Source organism: Saccharomonospora sp. NPDC046836 (genome assembly GCF_040645195.1).
GTDB lineage: Bacteria > Actinomycetota > Actinomycetes > Mycobacteriales > Pseudonocardiaceae > Prauserella_A.
Window position 1 is genome coordinate 1 of the sequence record NZ_JBEYXW010000024.1, and the last position, 21,875, is coordinate 21,875.

At 66.7% G+C, this 21,875-nt stretch carries 19 protein-coding genes and 1 tRNA gene; 12 read left to right on the top strand and 8 right to left on the bottom strand.

Annotated elements, in window-relative coordinates:
• Positions 1 to 107: 107 nt before the first annotated feature.
• The gene (locus tag ABZ863_RS24245) at positions 108 to 926 is read right to left on the bottom strand and encodes a Bax inhibitor-1/YccA family protein (RefSeq protein WP_358539626.1); all 819 of its coding nucleotides are present in this window, start codon (positions 924 to 926) and stop codon (positions 108 to 110) included.
• Between the two features lie 267 nt (positions 927 to 1,193).
• Between ABZ863_RS24245 and ABZ863_RS24250 the strand changes: the two genes are divergently transcribed.
• The 4 genes from ABZ863_RS24250 to ABZ863_RS24265 all read left to right on the top strand — a co-directional run bounded on the left by ABZ863_RS24250 (position 1,194) and on the right by ABZ863_RS24265 (position 6,582).
• Complete coding sequence (locus ABZ863_RS24250; protein ID WP_358539628.1) at positions 1,194 to 2,600, top strand: hypothetical protein; 1,407 nt, start codon at positions 1,194 to 1,196, stop codon at positions 2,598 to 2,600.
• The gene (locus ABZ863_RS24255; RefSeq protein ID WP_358539631.1) at positions 2,600 to 3,352 is read left to right on the top strand and encodes a class F sortase; all 753 of its coding nucleotides are present in this window, start codon (positions 2,600 to 2,602) and stop codon (positions 3,350 to 3,352) included. Before ABZ863_RS24250 ends, ABZ863_RS24255 begins: the two co-directional genes overlap by 1 nt.
• An 84-nt stretch (positions 3,353 to 3,436) precedes the next feature.
• Positions 3,437 to 5,431 (top strand): SDR family oxidoreductase, encoded by a 1,995-nt coding sequence (locus ABZ863_RS24260; protein ID WP_358539634.1) that lies wholly within the window; start codon positions 3,437 to 3,439, stop codon positions 5,429 to 5,431.
• A 128-nt stretch (positions 5,432 to 5,559) separates the two neighbouring features.
• Entirely contained in the window at positions 5,560 to 6,582 is a 1,023-nt protein-coding gene (locus ABZ863_RS24265; RefSeq protein ID WP_358539636.1) for a cell division protein DivIVA, read from the top strand.
• Between the two features lie 32 nt (positions 6,583 to 6,614).
• Here the strand turns inward: ABZ863_RS24265 and ABZ863_RS24270 are convergent, their stop codons facing one another.
• Both ABZ863_RS24270 and ABZ863_RS24275 read right to left on the bottom strand, forming a co-directional pair.
• Entirely contained in the window at positions 6,615 to 7,616 is a 1,002-nt protein-coding gene (locus ABZ863_RS24270; protein ID WP_358539637.1) for an ABC transporter substrate-binding protein, read from the bottom strand.
• Positions 7,617 to 7,686: 70 nt separating this feature from the next.
• Complete coding sequence (locus tag ABZ863_RS24275; protein ID WP_358539640.1) at positions 7,687 to 9,057, bottom strand: PP2C family protein-serine/threonine phosphatase; 1,371 nt, start codon at positions 9,055 to 9,057, stop codon at positions 7,687 to 7,689.
• 237 nt (positions 9,058 to 9,294) lie between these two features.
• Here ABZ863_RS24275 and ABZ863_RS24280 point away from each other — a divergent pair, with 237 nt between their 5' ends.
• The 3 genes from ABZ863_RS24280 to ABZ863_RS24290 all read left to right on the top strand — a co-directional run bounded on the left by ABZ863_RS24280 (position 9,295) and on the right by ABZ863_RS24290 (position 13,183).
• Positions 9,295 to 9,678: an STAS domain-containing protein gene (locus ABZ863_RS24280; protein WP_358539643.1), complete on the top strand. Its 384-nt coding sequence runs from the start codon at positions 9,295 to 9,297 to the stop codon at positions 9,676 to 9,678.
• Positions 9,679 to 9,718: 40 nt separating this feature from the next.
• A complete protein-coding gene (locus ABZ863_RS24285; protein WP_358539646.1) occupies positions 9,719 to 10,672 on the top strand; it encodes a LysR family transcriptional regulator in 954 nt (317 codons plus the stop codon).
• Positions 10,673 to 10,870: 198 nt separating this feature from the next.
• On the top strand, positions 10,871 to 13,183 hold the full coding sequence (locus ABZ863_RS24290) for a LuxR C-terminal-related transcriptional regulator (RefSeq protein ID WP_358539648.1): 2,313 nt from the start codon (positions 10,871 to 10,873) through the stop codon (positions 13,181 to 13,183).
• Positions 13,184 to 13,584: 401 nt separating this feature from the next.
• Here ABZ863_RS24290 and ABZ863_RS24295 read toward each other — a convergent pair whose 3' ends face one another.
• A complete protein-coding gene (locus tag ABZ863_RS24295) occupies positions 13,585 to 15,126 on the bottom strand; it encodes a serine/threonine-protein kinase (RefSeq protein WP_358539651.1) in 1,542 nt (513 codons plus the stop codon).
• A gap of 311 nt (positions 15,127 to 15,437) precedes the next feature.
• Here ABZ863_RS24295 and ABZ863_RS24300 point away from each other — a divergent pair, with 311 nt between their 5' ends.
• The 3 genes from ABZ863_RS24300 (at position 15,438) to ABZ863_RS24310 (ending at position 17,092) form a co-directional block, all read left to right on the top strand.
• The gene (locus ABZ863_RS24300; RefSeq protein ID WP_358539654.1) at positions 15,438 to 16,001 is read left to right on the top strand and encodes a dihydrofolate reductase family protein; all 564 of its coding nucleotides are present in this window, start codon (positions 15,438 to 15,440) and stop codon (positions 15,999 to 16,001) included.
• Between the two features lie 458 nt (positions 16,002 to 16,459).
• The gene (locus ABZ863_RS24305) at positions 16,460 to 16,666 is read left to right on the top strand and encodes a hypothetical protein (RefSeq protein ID WP_358539657.1); all 207 of its coding nucleotides are present in this window, start codon (positions 16,460 to 16,462) and stop codon (positions 16,664 to 16,666) included.
• Between the two features lie 6 nt (positions 16,667 to 16,672).
• Positions 16,673 to 17,092: a PIN domain-containing protein gene (locus ABZ863_RS24310; protein ID WP_358539660.1), complete on the top strand. Its 420-nt coding sequence runs from the start codon at positions 16,673 to 16,675 to the stop codon at positions 17,090 to 17,092.
• A 361-nt stretch (positions 17,093 to 17,453) separates the two neighbouring features.
• On the opposite strand, the gene ABZ863_RS24315 is transcribed toward ABZ863_RS24310, so the two are convergent.
• Entirely contained in the window at positions 17,454 to 17,660 is a 207-nt protein-coding gene (locus ABZ863_RS24315; protein WP_358539838.1) for a hypothetical protein, read from the bottom strand.
• Here ABZ863_RS24315 and ABZ863_RS24320 point away from each other — a divergent pair.
• Positions 17,652 to 18,689 carry a DUF6119 family protein gene (locus ABZ863_RS24320; RefSeq protein WP_358539823.1) on the top strand — a complete coding sequence of 346 codons (1,038 nt, stop codon included), beginning with the start codon at positions 17,652 to 17,654 and terminating at the stop codon, positions 18,687 to 18,689. The genes ABZ863_RS24315 and ABZ863_RS24320 overlap by 9 nt on opposite strands.
• A 16-nt stretch (positions 18,690 to 18,705) precedes the next feature.
• Positions 18,706 to 19,236 carry a DUF6119 family protein gene (locus ABZ863_RS24325; RefSeq protein ID WP_358539663.1) on the top strand — a complete coding sequence of 177 codons (531 nt, stop codon included), beginning with the start codon at positions 18,706 to 18,708 and terminating at the stop codon, positions 19,234 to 19,236.
• Positions 19,237 to 19,623: 387 nt separating this feature from the next.
• On the opposite strand, the gene ABZ863_RS24330 is transcribed toward ABZ863_RS24325, so the two are convergent.
• The 3 genes from ABZ863_RS24330 to ABZ863_RS24340 form a co-directional block, all read right to left on the bottom strand.
• Positions 19,624 to 19,697: transfer RNA gene (locus ABZ863_RS24330), tRNA-Leu, on the bottom strand.
• 26 nt (positions 19,698 to 19,723) lie between these two features.
• Positions 19,724 to 21,046, bottom strand: coding sequence for an NAD(P)/FAD-dependent oxidoreductase (locus ABZ863_RS24335; protein ID WP_358539665.1), 1,323 nt, complete (start codon positions 21,044 to 21,046; stop codon positions 19,724 to 19,726).
• A gap of 109 nt (positions 21,047 to 21,155) precedes the next feature.
• Positions 21,156 to 21,863: a uracil-DNA glycosylase gene (locus ABZ863_RS24340; protein WP_358539667.1), complete on the bottom strand. Its 708-nt coding sequence runs from the start codon at positions 21,861 to 21,863 to the stop codon at positions 21,156 to 21,158.
• Between the last annotated feature and the right edge of the window lie 12 nt (positions 21,864 to 21,875).

Sequence of the window (21,875 nt, forward strand, 5' to 3'; positions counted from 1 at the left end):
GTTCGGCGCTCCGCTGGGCTCGCTGCAGGTAGTCCGGCATCGGCTGGTCGAGTTGCTGCTCTTGCAGGTATCGGCCGGGGCGCCCCTCGTCCAGGAGTGGGATCTGGTCAGTCGCTCTGCAGGTACGACAGCAGGCGCAGGATCTCGAGGTAGAGCCACACCAGCGTGACCATCAGGCCGAAGGCCACGTACCAGGCGAACTTCGCGGGCACGCCCTCACGGATGGCGCGGTCTGCCATGTCGAAGTCCAGCAGGAAGCTGAACGCCGCGATACCGATGCAGACGATGCTGAAGACGATGGCGAGCCCGCCGCCGTCTCGCAGGCCCATGTTCACGCCGAAGAGCCCGAGAACCAGGTTGGCGAGCATGAGCACCAGCACGCCACCCAGCGCGCCGATGATCCACTTCGTGAGCTTCGGCGTCACCTTGACGGCGCCGGTCTTGTAGACGACCAGCATCACGACGAACACGGCCGCGGTGCCCAGGATCGCCTGCAGCGCGATTCCCGGGAAGAACATTTCGAACACGCCCGTGATCGCGCCGAGGAAGACACCCTCGGCGGCGGAGTAGGCGAGCGTCATCGGCGCGCTGGCCATCTGCCTGAAGCTGATGATCAGGGCCAGCACCAGGCCGACCAGCATGCCGCCGATCATCGCGCCGGTGATGGCGCCCATCGCGTTCGCCTCGACCTGCGACTGCGCCCAGATCGCCGTGATCACGCCGACGAGCAGGGTCACGCCCAGGCTCGCGCCGGTCTTCATCACCACGTCGTCGACGGTCATCGGGCGGTCGGCGGCGCCCGTGGGGGCCTGCGGCGCGCCGTAGCCCGGTACGCCACCCTGCGGCTCGTTGAAGCCGGTGTACGGCCCGTAGGCCGTGGTCCCCCTCGGCAGGTTACGGAACGCGGGATTGCTTGAGGTTCGCACCTGATCCTCCTGGATCTCCTGGCACTTGCACACGGTAGAACGACCGCTCATGCCGGCCGGTTCCCGTCGGTCAGTAAAGTCGACTTTACTCACATCCAGCCCACGTGGCTGCGCACCCACCGTAAAGGTTTGGCGCTATTTACCGTCCGCCGACGTCCACCGCCTGGCCGATTGCCCTGGTCACCCGTTTCAGGCCATTCTCACCTGGCGTGTCCGGATCTTGCCCGAACGCGTGGCGGGGTTCCATCGATCAAGGAGAGAACAAGGGTGCAAAGGACACGCCCGGCTATCTTTTTGCGCCTGCTGACGGCGGGGTTGCTCACCGCGTTGTCGCTGGTAGTGATCACGCCGAGCGCATCGGCGGCTGTCCAGGAGGGCATCGGTCACCGCACGACGCCCGGCCAGTCCTGGGGAGATCGCGACCGCGCTTACGACTGGGTCGGCTCCTACCTGGTGGGCGGCAAGCAGGTGTTCTGCGTGTCGTTCGCACTCAAGGCACCGGACAGCGGCGAGACCTACAGTCCTGGCGACGAGCTGCTCACCAAGTGGGGCACCGAACTGTCCGACGACATCGCCGCCAACATCTCCTACCTGCTGCTGCGCTACGGCGACACGAAGAGCGCCGACGAGGCGGCCGCACTGGCCCACCTGCTGCACTCCTGGACCGCGGCACCGCGCACCCCTGCCGACCTCGACCCGGCCAAGCCGTTCACCGAGATCGGCTACGACGTGGACCTGCAGCTGGGCAAGCTGCCGGCAGGCGCACAGCAGGCGGTGGACCGGCTGCGTGCCGACGCGGAGGCCAACCGCGGACCGTGGACCGCCACTGTCACCGCACCGGAGGACGAGCAGACCATCGGCGCTCCCGGTGACTGGACGGTCACCGTGACCAACGCGGCGGGCAAGGGCGTGCCCGAGGTTCCCGTGTCACTGGCGCTCGCCGACGCCGAGCTCGACGGTGCGACCACCGTGACCACCGGCGAGGACGGCACTGCGGCAGTGCAGCTCGTGCCCACCGGCGAGAGCCCGAAGCTCACCGCGACGCTCTCCGCGCCTGCCGACCGTCCCTATGTCCAGGACCCGGTCACCGCCGACACGCAGCGCGTGGTCTCCACCGGCGGTGAGCAGGAACTCGTGGCCGACGCCACCGGAGCAGCGAGGACACCGCCCGGCACGGTGCAGGTCGGCAAGGTCGACGCCGCCACCGACAAAGGCATCGCAGGCGTCCCGCTGCGGGTGACCGCGAAGGACAAGACCTCACCCGCGCTCGGCCAGGACGATGAGCCGCTCGTCGGCGAGGACGGCAAGCCCGCCGTCGTGACCACCGAGGGCGAGGCAGGCACCGTGACCATCGAGAACCTGCGTACCCCGCAGGAGATCTGCGTCATCGAGGTGAGCCCGCCGAGCGGCTACGACGCCGCCTTCGACCCGGACGACCCGCCGTCGGCATGTGGGGTGGTGCAGCCCGGCGAGACGGTCGTCCTCGAGATCGCCAACGTGCCCAACCCGGTGCCCCGCACCATTCCGGCAGGCGAGCAGCCGTCGACCATCGCGCAGAGTGCCACCACGACCAGCACACCGGGCGGCGCGCTCGCCGGAATGGGCGTACTCGCGGTCGCCGTGGCCACGCTCGCGGGCCTGATCGCCAGAAAGCGGCTCAACGGCAGTCGATGATGTACTCGAAGCGGGGCCGGCGCAGGTTGCTCAAGGCGTACCTGCTCGGAGCGAGCACTGTGCTCGCGGTGGAGCTGGCGGTGGTCGGCGCCATCCTGGTGCCGCGGACGGTAGCGGTGGCGGGCAGCCCGCAACCGGTCGCCGCACCGCAACAGACCGCACAGCAGGAACCACCACCACCACCATCACCGGAGCCAGAACCGGTACCGGCCACGGAGCCCACGCCGGCCACGACCACCGCCGCCCCTGCCGCCAAGCCGACCACGACACAGGCGCCCGCACCACCGGCACGAGACGAACCGGTGGCCAGTGGTCAACGGCCAGGCACCATCCGGCTGCCCGACGGCGGGACGGCGACGCTGGTCCGCCGCGAGGTGGGACCTGACGCGGTGCTTCCCGTGCCGGACAACGTCGACGAGGCCACCTGGTGGGGTGCGGGGCTGGACGCTCCCAGCGGTGCGAGCCTGTTCGCCGGTCACGTCAACTGGAACGGCCGAACGGGCCCGTTCGCCGAGCTGTGGGACATCGGAATCGACGAGGCCGTCACGGTCTCCGATGACGGCGGCACGGTGTGGACCTATCGGGTGACCCAGATCGTGACAGTGCACAAGGACGAGCTGCCAGCCCGCGCCGCGGACCTGTTCAGCCAGGGCGGCAGGCATCGCATCGTGCTGGTCACCTGCGGCGGGCGCTGGCTCGGCGGCAACACCGGATACGCCGACAACAGAGTCGTCATCGCCGAGCCCGCCTGAGTACGCCACCCGGCAGCTTGCGCGTCCACTACCGCGCACTGACAGGATGTTCGCGAATGCGCAGCGCGGCGAAAGGGGCAGGCCATGGCGACGTATCTGGTGACCGGCGCGACCGGGCTGATCGGGCGCCACTTCACCCGGTTGCTCCTCGGCAACGCCGACACCGATCGGGTGATCCTGCTGGTACGACAACGCTCGCAGGAGCGGCTGGCCGGTCTCGTCCGGCAGTGGCCGCATCCGGAGAAGGTCTCGCTGGTCGTGGCCGACCTCGCCGCCGACGAGCTCGGCATCCACGCCGGCACCCGCGAGGAGCTGAGCGGCCACGTCGACCACATCGTGCACCTGGCCGCCCTCTACGACCTCACGGCCGACGACGAAACCAGCATCAAGGCCAACGTCGGCGGCACCCAGCACGTCATCGACCTCGCGCGGGACCTGCGCGCCGGATGTCTGCACCACGTCTCCTCGGTCGCGGTCGCCGGTGACCACGCGGGGGTGTTCGCCGAGGAGATGTTCGACGTCGGCCAGCGGCTCGTCACGCCCTACCACCGCACCAAGTTCGAGGCCGAGCGGTTGGTGCGGGAACAGACCGACGTGCCGTGGCGGGTGTACCGGCCCGCGATCGTGGTGGGGCACTCCGAGACCGGCAAGATGGACAAGATCGACGGGCCGTACTACCTGTTCAGCGCGATCAGCCGGCTCACGTCGCTGCCCAACCTGCCAATGGCGGGCCCGAACATCGGCGACACCAACATCGTTCCGGTCGACTACGTCGCCAAGGCCCTGCTCGAACTGGTCACCAGGGACGGGCTCGACGGGCGCGCGTTCCACCTCGTCAATCCGCAACCCCAGCCGGTGGCCGCGGTGTACAACGCGTTCGCGAAGGCGGCCGGCGCGCCCACGATCAACCTCCAGCTCGGAGACCGGGTCTCCAGCGGCATCGTCAACCTCGCCAAGCTCAGCGAGCACGTGCCCGGCGTGACGCTCGTCCGCGATGCAGTGCTGGCCCGGCTGGGCATTCCGCCGGTCCTGCTGGAGACCCTGACGTTCCCCGCGGTGTTCGCCTCGTCCGCGACCCGCAGGGTACTCGCCGGATCCGGCGTCGACGTGCCGCCGTTGGAGCGCTACGCGCCCGCGCTGTGGCGGTACTGGCGCGAGCACCTGGACCCGTTGCGTGCCCGCAGGCACGGCCCGCGCGGTGAGCTCGACGGTAGGCACGTCGTGATCACGGGTGCGTCCTCCGGCATCGGCAGGGCCACGGCACTGCGGGTGGCGGCGGAAGGCGGCATCCCGCTGCTGGTGGCGCGGCGCAGGCACGAGCTGGAGGAGGTACGCGACGAGATCGTCGCCGCGGGTGGGCACGCGTCGGTCTACCCGGCCGACCTGACCGATGAGGAGTCGGTGCGCAAGACCGTCGACGCCATGCTCGCCGACCACGGGCACGTGGACATGCTCGTGAACAACGCAGGCCGCTCGATCCGCCGTTCCGTCCGGCTGTCCTACGACCGGTTCCACGACTACGAGCGCGCCATGGCCATCAACTACTTCGGCGCGGTGCGGCTCATCCTCGCGCTGTTGCCGGACATGACCGAGCGCAAGTTCGGGCACATCGTCAACGTCTCCTCGATCGGCGTACAGGGCATCGCGCCGCGCTTCTCCGCCTACGTGGCGTCCAAGGCGGCGCTGGACTACTTCAGCAAGATCGCGGCGACCGAGACGCACGGCGACGGGATCACCTTCACCACGATCCACATGCCACTGGTACGGACCCCGATGATCCGGCCGACCAAGATTTACGACGCGTTCCCGACGAAGTCACCCGAGCAGGCGGCCGACATGGTGGTGCGCGCGTTGAAAAACCGGCCGACGCACATGGGGTCCCCCGAGGGCTACTTGATTCAGGCCGCGTACGCCGTCGCACCGCAACTGGTGAACACCATCGCCTATGAGGGCTACCGGGTGTTCCCCGATTCCACCGCCGCGGGCGGAACCGGCAGGTTGAACCTCGGAAAGGGTGAGCGGAACCTGTCCCGCGCAGCCGCGCGACTGGTCAAGCTGACGCGGGGATTCCATTGGTGATCATGCGGAATCGACGGTGGGTAACCGGCGCGGGCACCCGCACCGGAAAATCTGAGGTGGACGGACACCACAAAGCTTGTATGCCTGCCTGACACCGGCAACACCTCGTGCGCGGGTACGGTCGGTGCATGGCTTCCGAGCACGACAACCGCCTGCTGCCGCTCCGGCGGGACTTCGCACAGGCGTGGCACGGGTTCGAACGCAACCAGGTGCTGCAGTACGTCGACCATCTCGAAGCGCAGTTGCGGCGGGTCCTCGCCGACCGCGACTCCGCGATGGCGCAGGCGAGCACGATGTCCCGCGAGCTGGAGAACGCTCGGCTGGAGATCAGCAAGCTGGTGCGTCGGGTCGAAGAGCTGAAGAAGCCCCCGGAACGCATGGAGGACCTGGACGAGCGCATGCAGCGCACGATCCAGCTTGCTCACACGCAGGCCGATGAGATCGTCACCCGCGCGCAGGAGGCCGCCGAGAAGAACTGGGTGGAGAGCAGCGATGTGTCCAACAAGCTGCACCAGCGGTACATGAAGCTGCTGGAGACGCTCGACGGGCATGCGGACGCGCTGCAGCGCGAGCACGAGGACGCGCTGGCCGCCACCAAGGCCGAGGTGACGAAGATGACCTCCGAGGCGGTACGGCGGCGGGAACGGCTCGACGCGGAGGCCGAGCAGAAGCGGCGCACCACCGAGCGCGAGTTCGATGCGAAGATGACGGCCGAGCGCAACTCGCTCGACAAGCACATCGCCGACCAGAAGACGGCCAGCAAGAACGCGGCCGAGCGGCGGATCGCGGAAGCCACCAGCGAGGCCAAGCGCCTGGTGGACGAGGCGAGCGGCAAGGCGAAACAGCTCGTCGGCGAGGCGAGTGGCAAGGCGAAGCACCTGGTGGACACCGCCACCAGCGAGGCGACCCGGCGCACCACCGAGGCCAACTCCGTGGTGGAGCGGCTCACCCGCATCCGGGAAGAGGCGCGCGCCCGGCTCCGCGAGGCCGACGAGGTACTCAGGCAGAGCGACTCGGCACTCGTCCCCGTCGAGGGCGAGGACGCCGAGCTCGCCGAACTGGCACCCGTGGAAGCCGCCACCGCCGACGACAAGCCCCGGCCCAGCCCGAGCGCCAAGCGGAAGGCCTATTCGGGCAAGCCGACACCGTAGGCCACCAGTGCCACAGCGGTGACTGGTGGCCGTCAGGTGACCTTGCGTGAGCCTTCCAGGTGCTCGGCGAGATTGTTGATGGTGCGCGCCTGCGCGACATAGTCCATCGCGCTGAACTCCCACGGGAACACCTGGCCGGCTTCGGCGGCGGGCAGTTGGGCGAAGGTGGGCTGCTGCTGCATGTCCGCACCGCTCATCGCGCGCAACGAATAGAGCACGACATCGGTGCGGTGGTCCAGAATGTTCTCCCAGCTGACCTGCTGCCAGTAGTAGTCGGAACCGCCGGGGTCCGGGTAGTTCAGACCGAGCTCGGTGTAGCTGAGCAGCGCCGGGTCGTCAGGTGCCTTGGCGATGTAGACGCCCTCACCTGGATACGCGGCCACCGCCATGACGCTCAGCCCGGATGCCGTGGCCGCCCGGAGCCGCTCGCGCGCGGCGTCGTAGTCCCGGCGCGGCTGTTCGAGCGCCTCCTGCGAGACACCGATCGACTGGGCGAACTCGACGGTGCGCTCCACGACGTCGGCGGCGGAGCCGGACATCGCGATGGTCACGATGGGCGCGATGCCGGCGACGGTCTGCTGTTGCTTGAGATCGGCGAAGCCGTAGAGCGGCTTCTGCGGGTCGAGTGTTCCCGACGAGTCCTTCGGATAGGCATGCGTCACGATCAGTTCGGGCTGCTGGGCGACCAGCGCCTCGATGTCGATCTCGCCATAGGTGGTACCGACCTCCGTGACCCGCGTGAGGTCCTTGCCGCGGAAGTTCACGTCGTCGGCCAGCCCGGTGAAGCCGAAGGACGCCACCGGCGTCACACCGTAGTTCCACAAGGAGGCGATCGCGTCGTTGAGCCCGGCGATCCTGGTGGGCCTGGCGTCGAGGGTCACCGTGGCGCCGGTGTCGTCGGTGAACGTCCATGCGCCCGAACCCGGCTGCGCGGATGTGGGGGAACCGCCACGCCCGCAGGCGGCGAGCAGGCCCGTGGCACCGAGGGCGACGGCGCCGCCGAGCAGCGTTCGCCGAGACAATGTCGAAACCATGAAAATTAGCTTAGCCATACCTAAGTGCAACCGGAAGCGGTGGTGATCAGCCCGACAGCGAGCCGTCCCGTCAACCCGGCGGCGCCCACCGGCACAGCAGCAGGCAGACGTCGTCGTCGTGGTCGGTGCCACCCAGCATGGTCCGCAGGACGTGCTCGGTCCTGGCCTCGAGGTCCACCGCCGGGCAGGACGTGAACGCATCGGCGAGCCGCTCCATCCCGGCGTCGATGTCGCTGGAGCGGCGCTCGATGAGCCCGTCGGTGTAGAGCACCAGCGACGAACCGGGCGGCAGCTCGCGCTCGTGCTCAGGGATGACGAAGGCCATGTTGATGCCGAGCATGGGCCCGTGCGCGACATCGAGGTAGGTCACCGCACCGGTGTGGTCCTGCACGAGCGGCGGCGGGTGACCCGCGCTCGCCCAGCGCATGATCCCCGTTTCCAGCTCGACCTCTGCGACGACAGCGGTTGCGTACAGCGATCGCGTACTGTCCCGCAGCATGCCGTGCACGAGCCGCAGCGACGCCGCCGGGCCGTGGCCCTCCAGCGCGTACGCGCGCAGCGCGTTCTGGAGCTTCCCCATCACCACCGCGGCGTCGAGCCCATGCCCCGTGACGTCGCCGACCGTGAGCACCACGGTTCCGTCGGGCCGGGTGAACGCGTCGTACCAGTCACCGCCCACGTGCACGCCGCGGGTCGCCGACCGGTACCGCGCGACGATGTCGAGCCCCTCATGCGAGACCAGCGACGGCAGCATCGCCCGCTGCAGCCGCTCAGCCAGCTCGTGCTCGCGCTCGTACTCGTTCGCGTTGCGCAGGCCGACGGCCGCGCGGTTGGCGACGGCCCTGGCCAGCGTCACGTCCTCGCCGGTGAACTCGGCAGTCGCACGCTCGAGATCGAACACGCCGAGCACATGCGGGCCCGCGGTCAGCGGCACGCTGATCCGGTTTCCGTCGCGCCGCACCACCTTGCGGACGGCGAACGCTTCCAGCGTCGCACTGTCGGGTTTGCGCTGGGGGTCGGCCGGGCAGGCGAGAGCGTCGTCGCCTGCCGTCCACACTGTTGTCCGGTCCGCGAGCCCGTTGCCACGCACCAGCGCGGCGACGTGATCGAGCATCTCGCCGCTGTCCAGCGAGGTCGCCGAGGCCCGGCTGACATCGTCGAGGAAGGCGGTGCGCCGCCGCTGCCGGTCGATCTCGGCGTGCAGGGCGAGCAGCCCCGCGTTGGTCTGTTCGAGCTCCGACCGGTGCCAGCGCAGCTCACCGGCCTGTTCGCTGATCACCTTGGTCAGCGCGTCCAGCACGTCACCCAGTGCGCTACCCGGCTCGATGGCATCGAGTTCTGTCGTGATCGCCTCCCACGCGCCGGCGGAGAGGTCCCGACCACCGAGGATGCGCTCGATGTCGTCCCTGAGCTGGTTCGTCAGCCGCGGCTCAAGGCTCATGAGGTGTCACCTCCGGCCACCACGAGCACACACCCATCGCGACGCCGGCATCGTTGTGCCCCGCCGCTGCCTCCTCCCACTATGCCCGGAACCGATACCAAAGTCTCCTGCCGCGCACCCACCTGGTACAAGCAGGCGACGATGTTGCTTGCCCCTGGCAAACTGAGGATCACAGCAGCCAGGGCAGGTACAGAACCCGGCGGCCCCGGAACACGCGGCAGCAGGAGACATCGCACGATGGCAGCAGGCGAGGAGCAAACTGGGTCTGCGGCGCGCCCGCCTGTGGTCCATGCGGAACTCGTGAGTGACGCGGAAGGCCACATCGCGCTGAACGGCGAGATCGACCACGGTGTCGCACCACAGCTGGACGCCGCGCTGGACGCCTTGTTCTCCGCCGGTGCCGGCAGCCTCGTCATCGACTTCGCACGGTTGTCGTTCTTCGATTCGGCATGCATCAGCGCGCTCATACGGGCGCATGCGACTGTGACGCAGCGTGGTGGCACGGTGAGACTCGTCAACGTCGACCGGTTCGCGCATCGAGTCCTGCAGATCGCCGGCCTGCTGCCACTGTTCGATATCCAGCGCGCGACCTCTCGCGACGAGGAGCCCGATGCCCAGTAGGACAAAGCGTGCAATCCACGCGATCTGATATGAGTGCGTAATGGAGCTCCGCGAGGTCGAGGTATTCCTGACACTGGCAGAGGAACTGCACTTCGGACGTGCCGCGGTCCGGCTGCGCATCACCCAGGGCCGGGTCAGTCAGACGATCCGCGCACTGGAGAAGGAGATCGGCGGTGCGCTCTTCGAACGCACGAACCGTCAGGTGCGGCTGACCCCACTCGGCGAGCAGTTCCGGATCGGCGCGCGGCGCGGCTACGACGAGCTGCACCGCGCCCTGCGGGAGTGCAGAGCCACCGCCCGCAACATCACCAGCCAGCTACGCGTCGGCTACCTGCCGAGCATGGGCAGCGACGCGGTGACCGGCATCGTGAACGCTTTCGAGCAGCGCCATCCGGAGTGCCGCGTGTACCTGCACACCCTGCAGTTGCGGCGCAGCCTCGATCCGGAGCCGGCGCTGCTGGCCGGCGACACCGACATCGCGCTGTGCTGGTCGCCCGGCGGAGACGGCAGCGCGATGAAGACATCGCGCCTCGTCGTCGGCCCTGTGCTCGCGTACGTGCCCCGCGCGGTCCTCGTGCCGAGCGACCACCCGTTGACCAGACACTCGTCCATCGTGCTGGACGACCTCGTGGACTACGTGCTGATCAACCCGTCCACCGCCGCGCCGGCGCACCAACGCGAGCTGTGGACGCCGAGCACGACGCCGACCGGCCACACGCTGACGCACACCGCCGACGACATCATGAGAATGACGCACCAGGACGAAGTGACCGCCAACGCGGTGCTGACGCTCGTCGCAAGGGGCAACGGCCTCCACTGCACCATCACGACGCTGCTCGATCACATTCCGTTCAGCGGGCTCTCGGTCATTCCCATCCGAGACATGCCCCCGATGGCGCTCGTACCGGTGTGGGCCGCCACCCTGGAAAATGCGACGATTCGCGCATTTGCCCGCACGGCGGCCGGAACAGTGCAGGCAGCACCGAGTCATTAGTGACACTAATCGTTCCATTAGCAAACACTTATTGATGACACCAACCAGCTCCGGCAGACTCAACCCGCCGCTGAGTCTCGGGTCGGCAGTCGCTCAACTGGGGGTGCGGCTGCCGCCCGTCAGCGGGCCGAAGGGCAGCCGCGGTCGACGGAAACCGGAACTCTTCGCCGACGGCATGCCGGGCATAGACTTGCGGCCATGCGCGGCTCCCAGCGCCGCAATCCCCAGCGCCGCAGCGTCGGAAACCTACCGGCAGAGCTCACCAGCTTTGTCGGCCGTCGCCATGAGCTGAGCGAGGCCAAGCGGATCCTGTCCACGAGCAGGCTGCTCACCCTGACCGGAACGGGCGGTCTCGGCAAGACTCGACTGGCCCTGCGACTGGCCACCGACCTGCGCAGGGCCTTCCCCGATGGCGTGTGGGTGGTGGAACTGGCGGACCTGCGCGACCCGGACCTGCTGCCCAGTACCGTGGCGACCACGCTCGGCCTGCGCGCGGCCGCCGATCCCACCACCGCTCTCACGGAGTACCTCGAGGGCAAGGATCTACTCCTCGTACTGGACAACTGCGAACATCTCGTCGACGCCAGCGCCGTGGTCATCGCAAAGCTGCTCGCCGCGACCAACGGGGTACGCGCGATCGCCACCAGCAGGCACGCACTGCGGGTGCCTGGCGAGCACATCCTCCACCTGGAACCACTGACCCTGCCGCAGGACCAGGATGGGCAGAACAGCTCCTTCGAGGCGATGGCATTGTTCGCCGAACGGGCCGCCGCGGTCGTCCCCGGCTTCGAGGTGACGCCGGAGAACCGCGACGACGTGATCGCGATCTGCCGGCGCCTGGAGGGCATCCCGCTCGCCATCGAGCTCGCGGCCGTCCGATTGCGCGTGCTCACCGTGCAGCAGTTGCTGCACCGGCTCGAAGACCGGCTGGGGCTGCTCACCTCGGGCCGGCGCACAGTGCTCCCCCGGCAGCGCACGCTGGAGGCCACGATCGGCTGGAGCTTCGATCTCTGCTCACCTGCCGAGCAGCAGGCCGGTATGCAGCTTTCGGTGTTTTCCGGCGGGTTCGATCTCGACGCGGCCGAGCACGTGTTCGCAAACAAGGACACCGACGACGGCACCGTGCTGGACGTGGTGACCGGGCTTGTCGACAAGTCGGTCCTGAACAGGCAGGACGGCACGTTCGGGCGGCAGGCGTGGTACCGGATGCTGGAGATCGTTCGCGACTACGTCGGCGCCAAGCTGGCCGGCACTGGCGACGAGGATGCGGTACGGGCACGCCAGGTCCGCTTCTACGTCGAGCTGTCCCGCAGCTACCGCGAGGACGGGTTCGGGCCCCGGCAGCTGGACTGGTTCAGCAGGCTGCGTCGCGAGCACGTCAACCTGCGGGCGGTGCTGGAGTACTGCCTGTCGACGCCGGGGCACGAGATCGACGCGCTGAACATCGCCGCGTCGCTGTGGAACTTCTGGTACTGCGGCGGCTTCCTGGCCGAGGGTTACCGCTATCTGCGGCGCGGCCTTGACGCGACCGATGGCCACACGATGGTGCGTGCCCGGGGCCTGTACTGGGCGTCATACGTGGGAGTTCACGTCGGCGAGTTCGATGCCGTGCGCCCGATGCTGGCCGAGCTGCAGGAAATCGCAGACCATCTGGACGACGACGAACTCCGCGCCGGGTATGCCGAATGCTGTGGCACGGCGGCCTTCCACAGCGGAGACCTGCGGGCCGGCGCCATGTACCTGGAACAGGCGCTGACCGGGTACCGCGCAACCGGCGACGCGCTGCTCGTGTTCGACACACTGATCGTTCTGGCCGCCGTGTACTTCTTTCTCGAGGACCCACGGGGTGCCGATGTCGCCGCCGAAGCGCTCGCGCTGACCGAACGGCACGATGCCCAGTGGTCCCGTGCCTATGCCCTGTGGGCGGTCGCCATCCATCACTGGCGGGCCGGCCGTAATACGGAGGCGACCGCACTGCTCAAGGACGCCGTCGAACTCCGACTACCCGAGCGCAGCCTGCAGGCCTTTCTGCTCGAAGCGTTGACGTGGTGTGCCACAGCCGACGGCGACTACGAACGCGCCGCCCGCCTACTGGGTGCGTCAGACGCGGTCTGGCGGCTCAGCGGCATTCTGGTCAGGGAAATGAGTCCATATCGGACGATCGCGGAGGACTGTGCCGCGGCTGCCCGCGAGGCGCTCGGCCCCGAGGGCTTCGACACCGCTTATGCCGAAGCTGCCACCTTCGGCGTGGACGACGCCATCGACTACGCTCTGCACGGCAAGCGTCGGGGCACGTCAGCGGCTGGGCCCGCACGGCGGAGGTACCCGGGCGGCTTGACCCGGCGGGAGTGGCAGATCGCCGACCTGGTGGCGCAGGGGATGACGAACACGGACATCGCCGCGACACTCGTCATCGGCAGGCGTACGGTGGAGACGCACGTCGAGCACATCCTGGAGAAGCTGGGCTTCAACTCCAGAAACCAGGTGGGCACCTGGTGGGCGCAACATTAATCTCCGTATGTTTCTCCGTAACTTTCCCGTGTCCTCCGTACCGGTCTTCGCGGCAGACTTGCCAGCGAAATCAAACCCGGTGTGGAAGGAGGACAACGTGCCCATCGACTCACACCCTCAGCCGTGCCCCCACTGCCACCGGCCGACGATCCTGATGTCCCACAACTGGGGACGCCAGTGGGTGCATGTCGGAACCTGGCATCCGCACTGCGGCGCAGCCCCGTGGGCCGGCCGTGGCGAGCGCGATGCCTACCGCAAGGTTTCCCGCGCGGCTTAGCTAGCCCCCCGGAACCAGCTGTGCGGTGCCGTTGTTACCCCGGACAGCATCGTGCGGCCCCGAGCGCGGTGAGCCGGCCGGCCCAGACCCCGCCCGCCCTGCCGGTTCACCGCGCTCCTCCACGTCAGTCTTGCTCGTCCCCCGGACCTTTGCCGGGGTGGTCATCGCGGTCGTGTCCCCGGTGGCCGCGTCTTGGGTTCTCTACCTCGGTGGTGGGCTGCTCGGCCGTCGTGGCGTCGCCATCGGTTGCCGTAGGCTCCCCGGCCTCCGTGGGCGCCGTTGTCGTCGGCGGCGGAGGCGATCGCCGGTCGCGCCTGAGCACCGTGTCGCTGTTGATGAGCGCCGAGCCGTTGGCGTTGATGATCCCGAACTCGTGCAGCTCAACGACGGTCATACCGTCGCGCAGCGCTAGCTCGATCTCCACCTGCACGGTGTTGTCGCCGGTGACCCGTGGTGCCGTCAGCACGGTCAGATTCCCAACACCTGCCCAGTTGCCGCGGAACCGGAAGGCACCCTGTTCCTGCAACGCCGGGCCGAGGCGCTCCCAGGCGCGATCGGGTTCGCCCGGCAGGAGGCCGTAGTACTCCGACACGACCTGCTCCAGCTGAGCGGCGCTGAGCGGCCCGCTGCTGTTGCCATTGCCGGGGGTCTCGGCTGTCGGGGGTGCACTGGGTTCGGCCGAGTCTGTCAGCTGTGTCAGCAGCAACCCCACCAGCGCCGCGAGCAGCACCGCGCCGGCTACGTAGATCCAGCGCCGCGAACGGAGCGGACCGGACGCGTCCGCCGGTGCGGGCGCGTGGCGCATGTCGAACTGGGTAGCACCCGACCCGGCCACGGGTCGCACCGGCACCGTGCCCGCATCATTGACGCGGGGCAGCACCTCGGTCGCCGCACCCGCGGCGACGAGCGCCGGCTGTTGGGCAACGACCGCCTGCGCGGCATGGTGGACCTGCAGGGCGGTGGGCCGGATGGTCGCGTCCTCGGCGAGCATGGCCATGAGCACCGGAGTGAGTTCACCGGCATGGCGGGGCTCCGCGTTGTTCCCAAGTGGCGGCGTGCCCTCCACGGCGGCATACAACGTCGCGCCGAGAGAGAACACATCGGAGCTGGGCGCTGGCTGCCGCCCGCTCGCGACCTCCGGCGAGAGGTAGCCAGGCGTACCGCTGCCCGTGTCGCCGGCGGCGGTGGCGATGCCGAAGTCGCCGATCTTCACGGTGCCGTCGTCGGCGATCAGGATGTTGGCGGGTTTGACGTCCCCGTGCACGATGCCTGCCTCGTGGGCTGCGGCCAGCGCCCCGGCGACCTGCTCCCCCACCTCGGCGGCCTTGTCCGGTGTCAGCGGGCCGTCCTCGAGGACCGCGGCGAGGCTGCGGGCCGGGAAGTACTCCATCACCAGCAACGGCACGCCGTTGTCGAGCTCGACGTCGTAGACGGAGACGGCATTGGGGTGTTGCAGCTGCGCGGCATTGCGGCCATCGTCCATTACGCGCTGCGTGGCTTCCTCGGCCGCTGCCGGGTCGAGGTCGGACTGCGACGACAGCTGCTTGATTGCGACCGGCCGCTGTAGTCGCTGATCGATGGCCTTCCACACCACACCCAGCGAGCCACTACCGAGCTTCCGTCGCAGCCGGTAACGGTCTGCAAGAAGATCGCCGACCCGGCTCACTGGACACGCTCCTGACGGATCACCCGAACAGGTTATGTAATCGGGAGTGGACGGGTACCGACAGTTGGCGTAGTGGGAGCCGTTCCCATCATCACAGGGAAAAACGCAACTAGTCGGTAACGGTGGGTAGCCATACTGAGTCGGAGGCTGGCGGCTACTTGTTCAGAAGCATCCGAAGTCGCCGGAGAGGTCGAGCTGCCGAAGTACCGCTGCTCGGCCGCAGTGGCCAGCCCAGGAAATCCCGCGAGCCACGATGAGTTCTGCGGCGTCCGGCGGTCGTACGGTCGATCCCGTTACCGAGGAGGACTCTGATGCGCAGCGTGACCTATTCGATGAGCGTCTCACTTGACGGCTACATCGTGGGGCCGGACGGCGGCTTCGACTGGACGGCGCCCGACGAGGAGGTGTTTCGCTCACACATCGACGAGATACGAGAGGTTGGCGTCTACCTGATGGGACGACGGCTGTACGAGACGATGCTGTACTGGGAGACCGCCGACCAGGATCCATCGCTCGACGACTCAAAGCTCGAGTGGGCCGCGCTCTGGAAGCCGCTCCCCAAGGTGGTGTTTTCCACCACGCTGTCAGCGGTGCAGGGCAGTGCCCGTCTGGCCTCTGGCGGCCTTGCGGAGGAGATCGAGCGGTTGCGAGCCGAGCCGGGGGACAGCAACATCGCGATCGGCGGCGCGACTCTCGCCGCCGAGGCGGCCGAGTTGGGTCTGATCGACGAGTACAAGGCCAGGGTCTACCCGGTGCTGGTTGGCGGTGGCATTCCGTTCTTTCCCCAGCGCGAGCGCCTGGTGGATCTCGAACTCGTCGATACCCGCGCCCTCAGCCCAAGAGTCGTCTACCTCCGCCACCGCGTGGCGCGCTAGCCGTCGCACCCCACCGCGACCGGCAGCACACAGGTGCCCCACTCTCGAAACTCTGAACACATGTCCTGCGGCATGGTCCGTCTGCTTCGGAATGATGAGACGGCTGGTGTATCAAGCGTCGATGGGTCGCTGGTAGGCGTTGCGGACGCAAGTGGGACATTTGATCTTCATGTCCAGTCCCACAAGTGACCTGCTCGTTTGTGCCCCCGACGGGACTCGACCCGCACTTGATCGATTTCCGATCTGATGATGTCGATGTTTGTCGTCGTGGTCCGTCACCCGCCATGAGCTGGACGGATACGAATGCAAACGAGCGTCGTACGCCGCAATCCCTGGTCATCTACCGTCGATTGCGGGGCGTAAGTGGGGCGGTTGATCTTTGGGTTGGCCCGCTGCCTGGGAGGAGACATGGCCGTCAGCGCACGCTCGAGCCAGCCTTTGCACCGTACACTGTCGGCATGAGCGCCGACCGTGACGAACTGATGCGCCTGGTCCAGGAACTGCCGGACGAGCAGGTCCAGCAGGCGCTGTCCGACGTGCGTACACACCTGCGACCGCTCAGCGAGCGCCCGTGGCCGCCCGCCTTCTTCGCCAGCTCACCCGGCGACGGCATCAGCATCGCCGAACAGGCCGATGAACTACTTCGCGAAGGATTCGGCCGGTAACGTCGCGTGATCATCTGCGACACCGCGCCGCTCGTTGCCGCTGCGCTCTACAAAGATCCCGATCACCACCAGTGCATCGAGCTATTTACCGGTCTCCGACTGGCGAATCGCCGCATGCTGCTACCCGCGCCGATCGTCGCCGAGGTCGGCTACCTCCTGACGGTCAAGGCTGGCCCACAGATCGAGGCGAACTTCCTGCGCTCGTTGGCCAACGAGGACTTCGAGGTAGTCCCGCTGGCGACCGCCGACTACGACCGCATGGCTGAGCTGGTTGAACGCTACGCAGACATGCCGCTAGGAACCAGTGACGCCTCCGTCATCGCCCTGGCGGAGCGCTTAAACATCGCCGAAGTGGCCACACTCGACCGACGCCACTTCACTGTGGTCCGCCCCCGTCACGTGCAAGCCCTCACACTGCTTCCCTGAGCCCCTTCCGGGCCTGGGCGACACGGTAAGGCGGATTTGAACCTGCGACCCCTTGACCTTATCCGGGCGTCCGGCGACCCGAGACGATGTTCCCAACTCCACACCTGAGCTGGGCGAACGTGTTCGGCACTTGTCGTCACTCGCCGTGCGTTGCCGGTCGCATGTTGGCTGAATGTTGGTCTCCCCCGTCGCGCGGTCGAACGTCAGCTCCCAGCGCTGGGCGGCTCGATCGAGAACCTGTGATCTAGAGATCGTCCTTCGAGCGCAGCTCCGCAATGGTTCGAACAACCAGTATCTCTGCAGTTGCATACAGGTCCCAACGCGATAACGAGCCCCCTGGGCGTGAAACGTGTCCATATGCCTACTCGAAGTACACGAGGCGATCATCGAGAAGGGACACATCCATGCCGAGACAGCCGTCGAAGGCAGCCAAGGTTTCGCTATACCGCTTGGCCCTGAAGGCCAATTGCGACCTCTCGCTCGGCGTGCAAAAAAAAAGTACCTCGAAACGGGCCAATTCGAAACGAATAGAACGGAAATAGCTGACAGCAAGGGGCTGCTGGTTCATGGCGCTATCCCAAACGATAGACCAAAATGGGTAGAACATGCAGTATCAATTTCATCTGTTCAATTTACGGTAAGTAATCAAACTTCTGCAGGCCTGCTACTGATTCGCCCAGAAGAAGGGGATGACCACTGCTACTGTATGTCATGGAGCATGGGGCATCTGCTCATAAATTCGACCTATGTTGACGACGGCTTTGGCTTGCGGCTTGCTTTACGAAAATCCGATCCTGAAGAGGTGCGGGCGCTAACTTCTCATGCTCTCGACACCGTCCCGAGAACGGCGAGAACTTCAGTCATCGGCGGTGCGCCATTAGATTCTTTCGGGCTTGAGGAAATAGGTGAGATAGTAAGCAGATTTGTTGGCCGAATCGAAGCGGTCGATCTGACGTGCGATATTAAACCGAGTATTACAAAAGTTGGCGCGGCAAAAGTGGTTGGCCCAAATCGAAAGATAACGGTTCGTGGCGCTGACGCCCTTGGCATTCCCCTAGCCAAATCGCCGAGCGAACTTCTAGCAGACCTCCAACTAATCGACGCGGTCGTGAACAATGACGATCCCAGGGATGAGCTAAGGCATCTCGAGAACACGCAACCTCTTCGACCTGGAAACGGAAAAATCCCCGATCTGGAAAAGCTCCTCGCGAAGGAGCTACGTCCAACCGGTTCTAACCTCGCGCTCTGCTGGCCAGCCGAGTTCGACGAAGAGCCTGGCGAGGTCGCGCAGTACAAGGTAGTCGGAACGGGATCGAGTAAATCACAGTACTACTATGAACTGGAGATCGACTGCTTGGTTTCGCCTCTCGAAGATCTCGAACCGGATCTTAGGTTCAAGCGGCTGCGTTCGATGAAGATCCAGGGACAGGCAGAGGATGGCTCGGCGCTCACACGGGAGATAAGCGGCGACAAGTGGCTGATGTACCAAACCGACATGGAAGGCGGAACGTACGTCTTCCATAGGGGCCGTTGGTACAACATAGGAGGCGCATATCTGGAAATGCTCGGGGGCAGGCTGGAACGAATTTTTTTCTAAGCGGTACGACACCGAATTGCCAAAGTGGCCCAAACAGAATAAAAGGCGTAAGTCCAACGGCGCCGAGTACGTTGACTGGGCGAACGAGGCCATTTACAACGATGATGTTGTTGGGCAACTCCAAGGGTACGTATCGCTCGATCGACGGATGATTAAAACAGTCCAGCATCCACGAGGATTTGAATCCTGCGACTTTTTGACGCCTGACGACCGACTCGTTCACGTCAAGAGGCTAGACGACTCCGTCGCAGCTAGTCACCTTTTCAATCAGGCTGCCAATTCCGCCGAGGCGCTGACGCGACAACCGGACGCAAAGGAAAAATTTCGAGAAAAAGTTTACGAAATAAGTGCAGGAAAGCGGGTCTTGCCGGAGAATTTCAGACCTAAAGCAATAGTTCTGGCTTTCGCTGGCAGGAGCGCCTCGCCGGACGATCTTTTCACCTTTTCCCAGGTAAGTCTCAGCAGGTGCGCACAGCAGATTAACGGAGTGGGACTGACGCTCGAAATTGCACAGATCAACGAGTCTGACGAGATCGTAGCCTCGTAGTACCTGGCGGCAGCTTGCATCTTCTCGAACGAATCTCGCTCGCTTGGTGGTCATCCCGGAGCCTGCCCGTCCGGCGCGGACATGTTCTTTCTTCTTGGAACGCGGCCCTGTTCCCCGGCCTGCCTCGGCTCCGGCCGATGCGCGCGACCGGCGCCAGCCGCACGCCCCGCGCAGGTTCGGGCGGGGCGAGAGAGGCTGAGGTCGAGCGGCCGCCTTGAACAAGTAAAGAAACTCTCAAAACATGCTCTACGGCATGGTCCGTCTGCTTCGGAATGATGAGACGGCTGGTGTATCAAGCGTCGATGGGTCGCTGGTAGGCGTTCTGGACGTATGTGGGACATTTGATCTTCATGTCCAGTCCCACAAGTCGCTGACCAGCACACATCGTGCCCCCGACGGGACTCGAACCCGCACTTGATCGATTTTAAGTCGACTGCCTCTGCCGATTGGGCTACGGGGGCATGTGCAGCTTATGCCCCCGTAGCTGTTACGACTTGGAAGCCCTGGCGAACTCTTCCTTCGGGTTGTTGATCTGGCCGAGCGAGACGACCTCGCGGCGCAGCAGGCCGCCCAACAGCCAGTCCAGCATGATCCGGACCTTGCGGTTGAACGTCGGCATGGCCTTCACGTGGTAGGCGCGGTGCATCAGCCACGCCACGAAGCCCTTGACCTTGATGTTGAAGGTGTCCGCGACGCCCTTGTGCAGGCCCAGGCTGGCGACCGAGCCGACGTTCTTGTGGAAGTAGTCCACCGGCGCACCGCCGCGCAGCACCCGGATGATGTTCTTCGACAGGTGGCGCGCCTGCCGGACCGCGTGCTGGGCGTTCGGCGGGCACGTGGCTGTCGGGTCGTCCTCGGTCCGGGACAGGTCAGGGACAGCAGCGATGTCACCGGCGGTCCAGGCGTCGGGCTGGCCGACGACCTGCAGGCCCGCGGTGGCCTCGAGCCGGCCCCGCTTGTCGATCGGCAGGTCCGAGTTGGCCAGCACCGGGTTGGCCTTCACACCGGCCGTCCAGATGATCGTCTCGCTGTCGAACTCGGTGCCGTCGGACAGCACCACGTGGCCGTTCTCGAACGACTTGGCAGCGGTGGAGAGGAACACCTCGATGCCACGCTTCTCCAGCTGCTCGACCGTCCACACGCCCAGGGTCTCGCGCACCTCGGGCAGGATGCGGCCTGCCGCCTCGACGAGCACCCACCGAATGTCCTCCGGCTCGATGTTCTCGTAGTAGCGGGTCGCGAAGCGGGTCATGTCCTCGAGCTCGGCGAGGGCCTCGATACCAGCGAACCCGCCACCGACGACGGTGAAGGTCAGCAAACGCTTGCGCAGCTCGGGGTCCAGCGTGCTGGCGGCCTCGTCGAGCTTGGTCAGCACGTGGTTGCGGAGGTAGATCGCCTCACCGATGGTCTTGAAGGCGATGCCCTCCTCGGCGAGGCCGGGGATCGGCAGCAGCCGGGCGACAGAACCGAGCGCCACCACGAGCACGTCGTAGTTGAGCTGCTCGATGTGGCCGTCGGCGGCCTCGACCGTCACGGCCTTGCGCTCGTGCTCGATCTTGGTGACGCGGGCGGTCAGGACATGGCAACGCCGGAGCGCCCGGCGCAGCGGAACGACAACGTGCCGCGGCTCGATGGACCCCGCAGCCGCCTCGGGGAGGAACGGCTGGTAGGTCATGTGCGGCTGAGGATCGACGACCGTCACGGACGCCTCGTTGGCGCGCAGCTTCTTCTGAAGCCCAAGAGCCGTGTACAGGCCGACGTATCCGCCACCGAGGACCAGGATCCTCGTCGGTTCCGACTTGACTGCCATGCGTCCATACTCGCACCCCCCACGGGGCTCCCGCGCGCGGGCCCACCTGGCTGTGACCAGCGTCGCCACGTTTACGCAAACGATTCAGATGAGGCCTCAACGTGATGTCTCAGCCGAGGCCGGCGACGTCCTTCGCCTCCCGGAGAACGGCTTCCAGCATCGCCGGTGTCAGCCTCCCGGTGAAGGTGTTCTGCTGCGATACGTGATAACACCCCAGCAGGTGGAGCTCGGTGGGGCCGTCGAGCACGACGTGGGCTCCGTGCGCGAAGCGCGGCCTCGGCCGCGGCACCACCCAGCCGGCGGCGGCGAGGACGGGCAGCAGCGCCTGCCAGCCGAAGGCCCCGAGCACCACCACCGCACGCAAGGTCGGCCGGAGCAGTTCGAGCTCTGTGGCCAGCCACACACTGCACCGGTCGCGCTCAGCAGGGGTCGGCTTGTTCGCAGGCGGCGCACAGTGGACCGGCGCCGTGATCCGGGTGCCGCGCAAGGTCAGGCCGTCGTCGCGCCGGACCGACGTTGGCTGCGAGGCCAGCCCGACGTTGTAGAGCGCCTGGAACAGCACGTCCCCGGAACGGTCCCCGGTGAACATGCGTCCGGTGCGGTTACCTCCGTGGGCCGCCGGCGCCAGGCCGACGACGGCAAGCGCGGCATCGGCCGGGCCGAAGCCGGGCACCGGCCTGCCCCAGTACGTCTCCCCGGCGAACGAGGCGCGCTTCGTCTGCGCGACCTGCTCGCGCCAGCTGACCAGCCTCGGGCAGGCGCGGCACTCGCTCACCGCCCGGTCGAGCTCGGCCAGCGTTGTCGCCGCGGTAACCATCTCCATATTGTG

Bases quoted from the DNA above. Each gene is read 5' to 3' on its own strand.
- ABZ863_RS24255 (WP_358539631.1), top strand. From the start codon at position 2,600: ATGTACTCGAAGCGGGGCCGGCGCAGGTTGCTCAAGGCGTACCTGCTC.
- ABZ863_RS24260 (WP_358539634.1), top strand. From the start codon at position 3,437: ATGGCGACGTATCTGGTGACCGGCGCGACCGGGCTGATCGGGCGCCAC.
- ABZ863_RS24265 (WP_358539636.1), top strand. From the start codon at position 5,560: ATGGCTTCCGAGCACGACAACCGCCTGCTGCCGCTCCGGCGGGACTTC.
- ABZ863_RS24270 (WP_358539637.1), bottom strand. From the start codon at position 7,616: ATGGTTTCGACATTGTCTCGGCGAACGCTGCTCGGCGGCGCCGTCGCC.
- ABZ863_RS24275 (WP_358539640.1), bottom strand. From the start codon at position 9,057: ATGAGCCTTGAGCCGCGGCTGACGAACCAGCTCAGGGACGACATCGAG.
- ABZ863_RS24280 (WP_358539643.1), top strand. From the start codon at position 9,295: ATGGCAGCAGGCGAGGAGCAAACTGGGTCTGCGGCGCGCCCGCCTGTG.
- ABZ863_RS24285 (WP_358539646.1), top strand. From the start codon at position 9,719: ATGGAGCTCCGCGAGGTCGAGGTATTCCTGACACTGGCAGAGGAACTG.
- ABZ863_RS24290 (WP_358539648.1), top strand. From the start codon at position 10,871: ATGCGCGGCTCCCAGCGCCGCAATCCCCAGCGCCGCAGCGTCGGAAAC.
- ABZ863_RS24300 (WP_358539654.1), top strand. From the start codon at position 15,438: ATGCGCAGCGTGACCTATTCGATGAGCGTCTCACTTGACGGCTACATC.
- ABZ863_RS24305 (WP_358539657.1), top strand. From the start codon at position 16,460: ATGAGCGCCGACCGTGACGAACTGATGCGCCTGGTCCAGGAACTGCCG.
- ABZ863_RS24315 (WP_358539838.1), bottom strand. From the start codon at position 17,660: ATGAACCAGCAGCCCCTTGCTGTCAGCTATTTCCGTTCTATTCGTTTC.
- ABZ863_RS24335 (WP_358539665.1), bottom strand. From the start codon at position 21,046: ATGGCAGTCAAGTCGGAACCGACGAGGATCCTGGTCCTCGGTGGCGGA.
- ABZ863_RS24340 (WP_358539667.1), bottom strand. From the start codon at position 21,863: ATGGTTACCGCGGCGACAACGCTGGCCGAGCTCGACCGGGCGGTGAGC.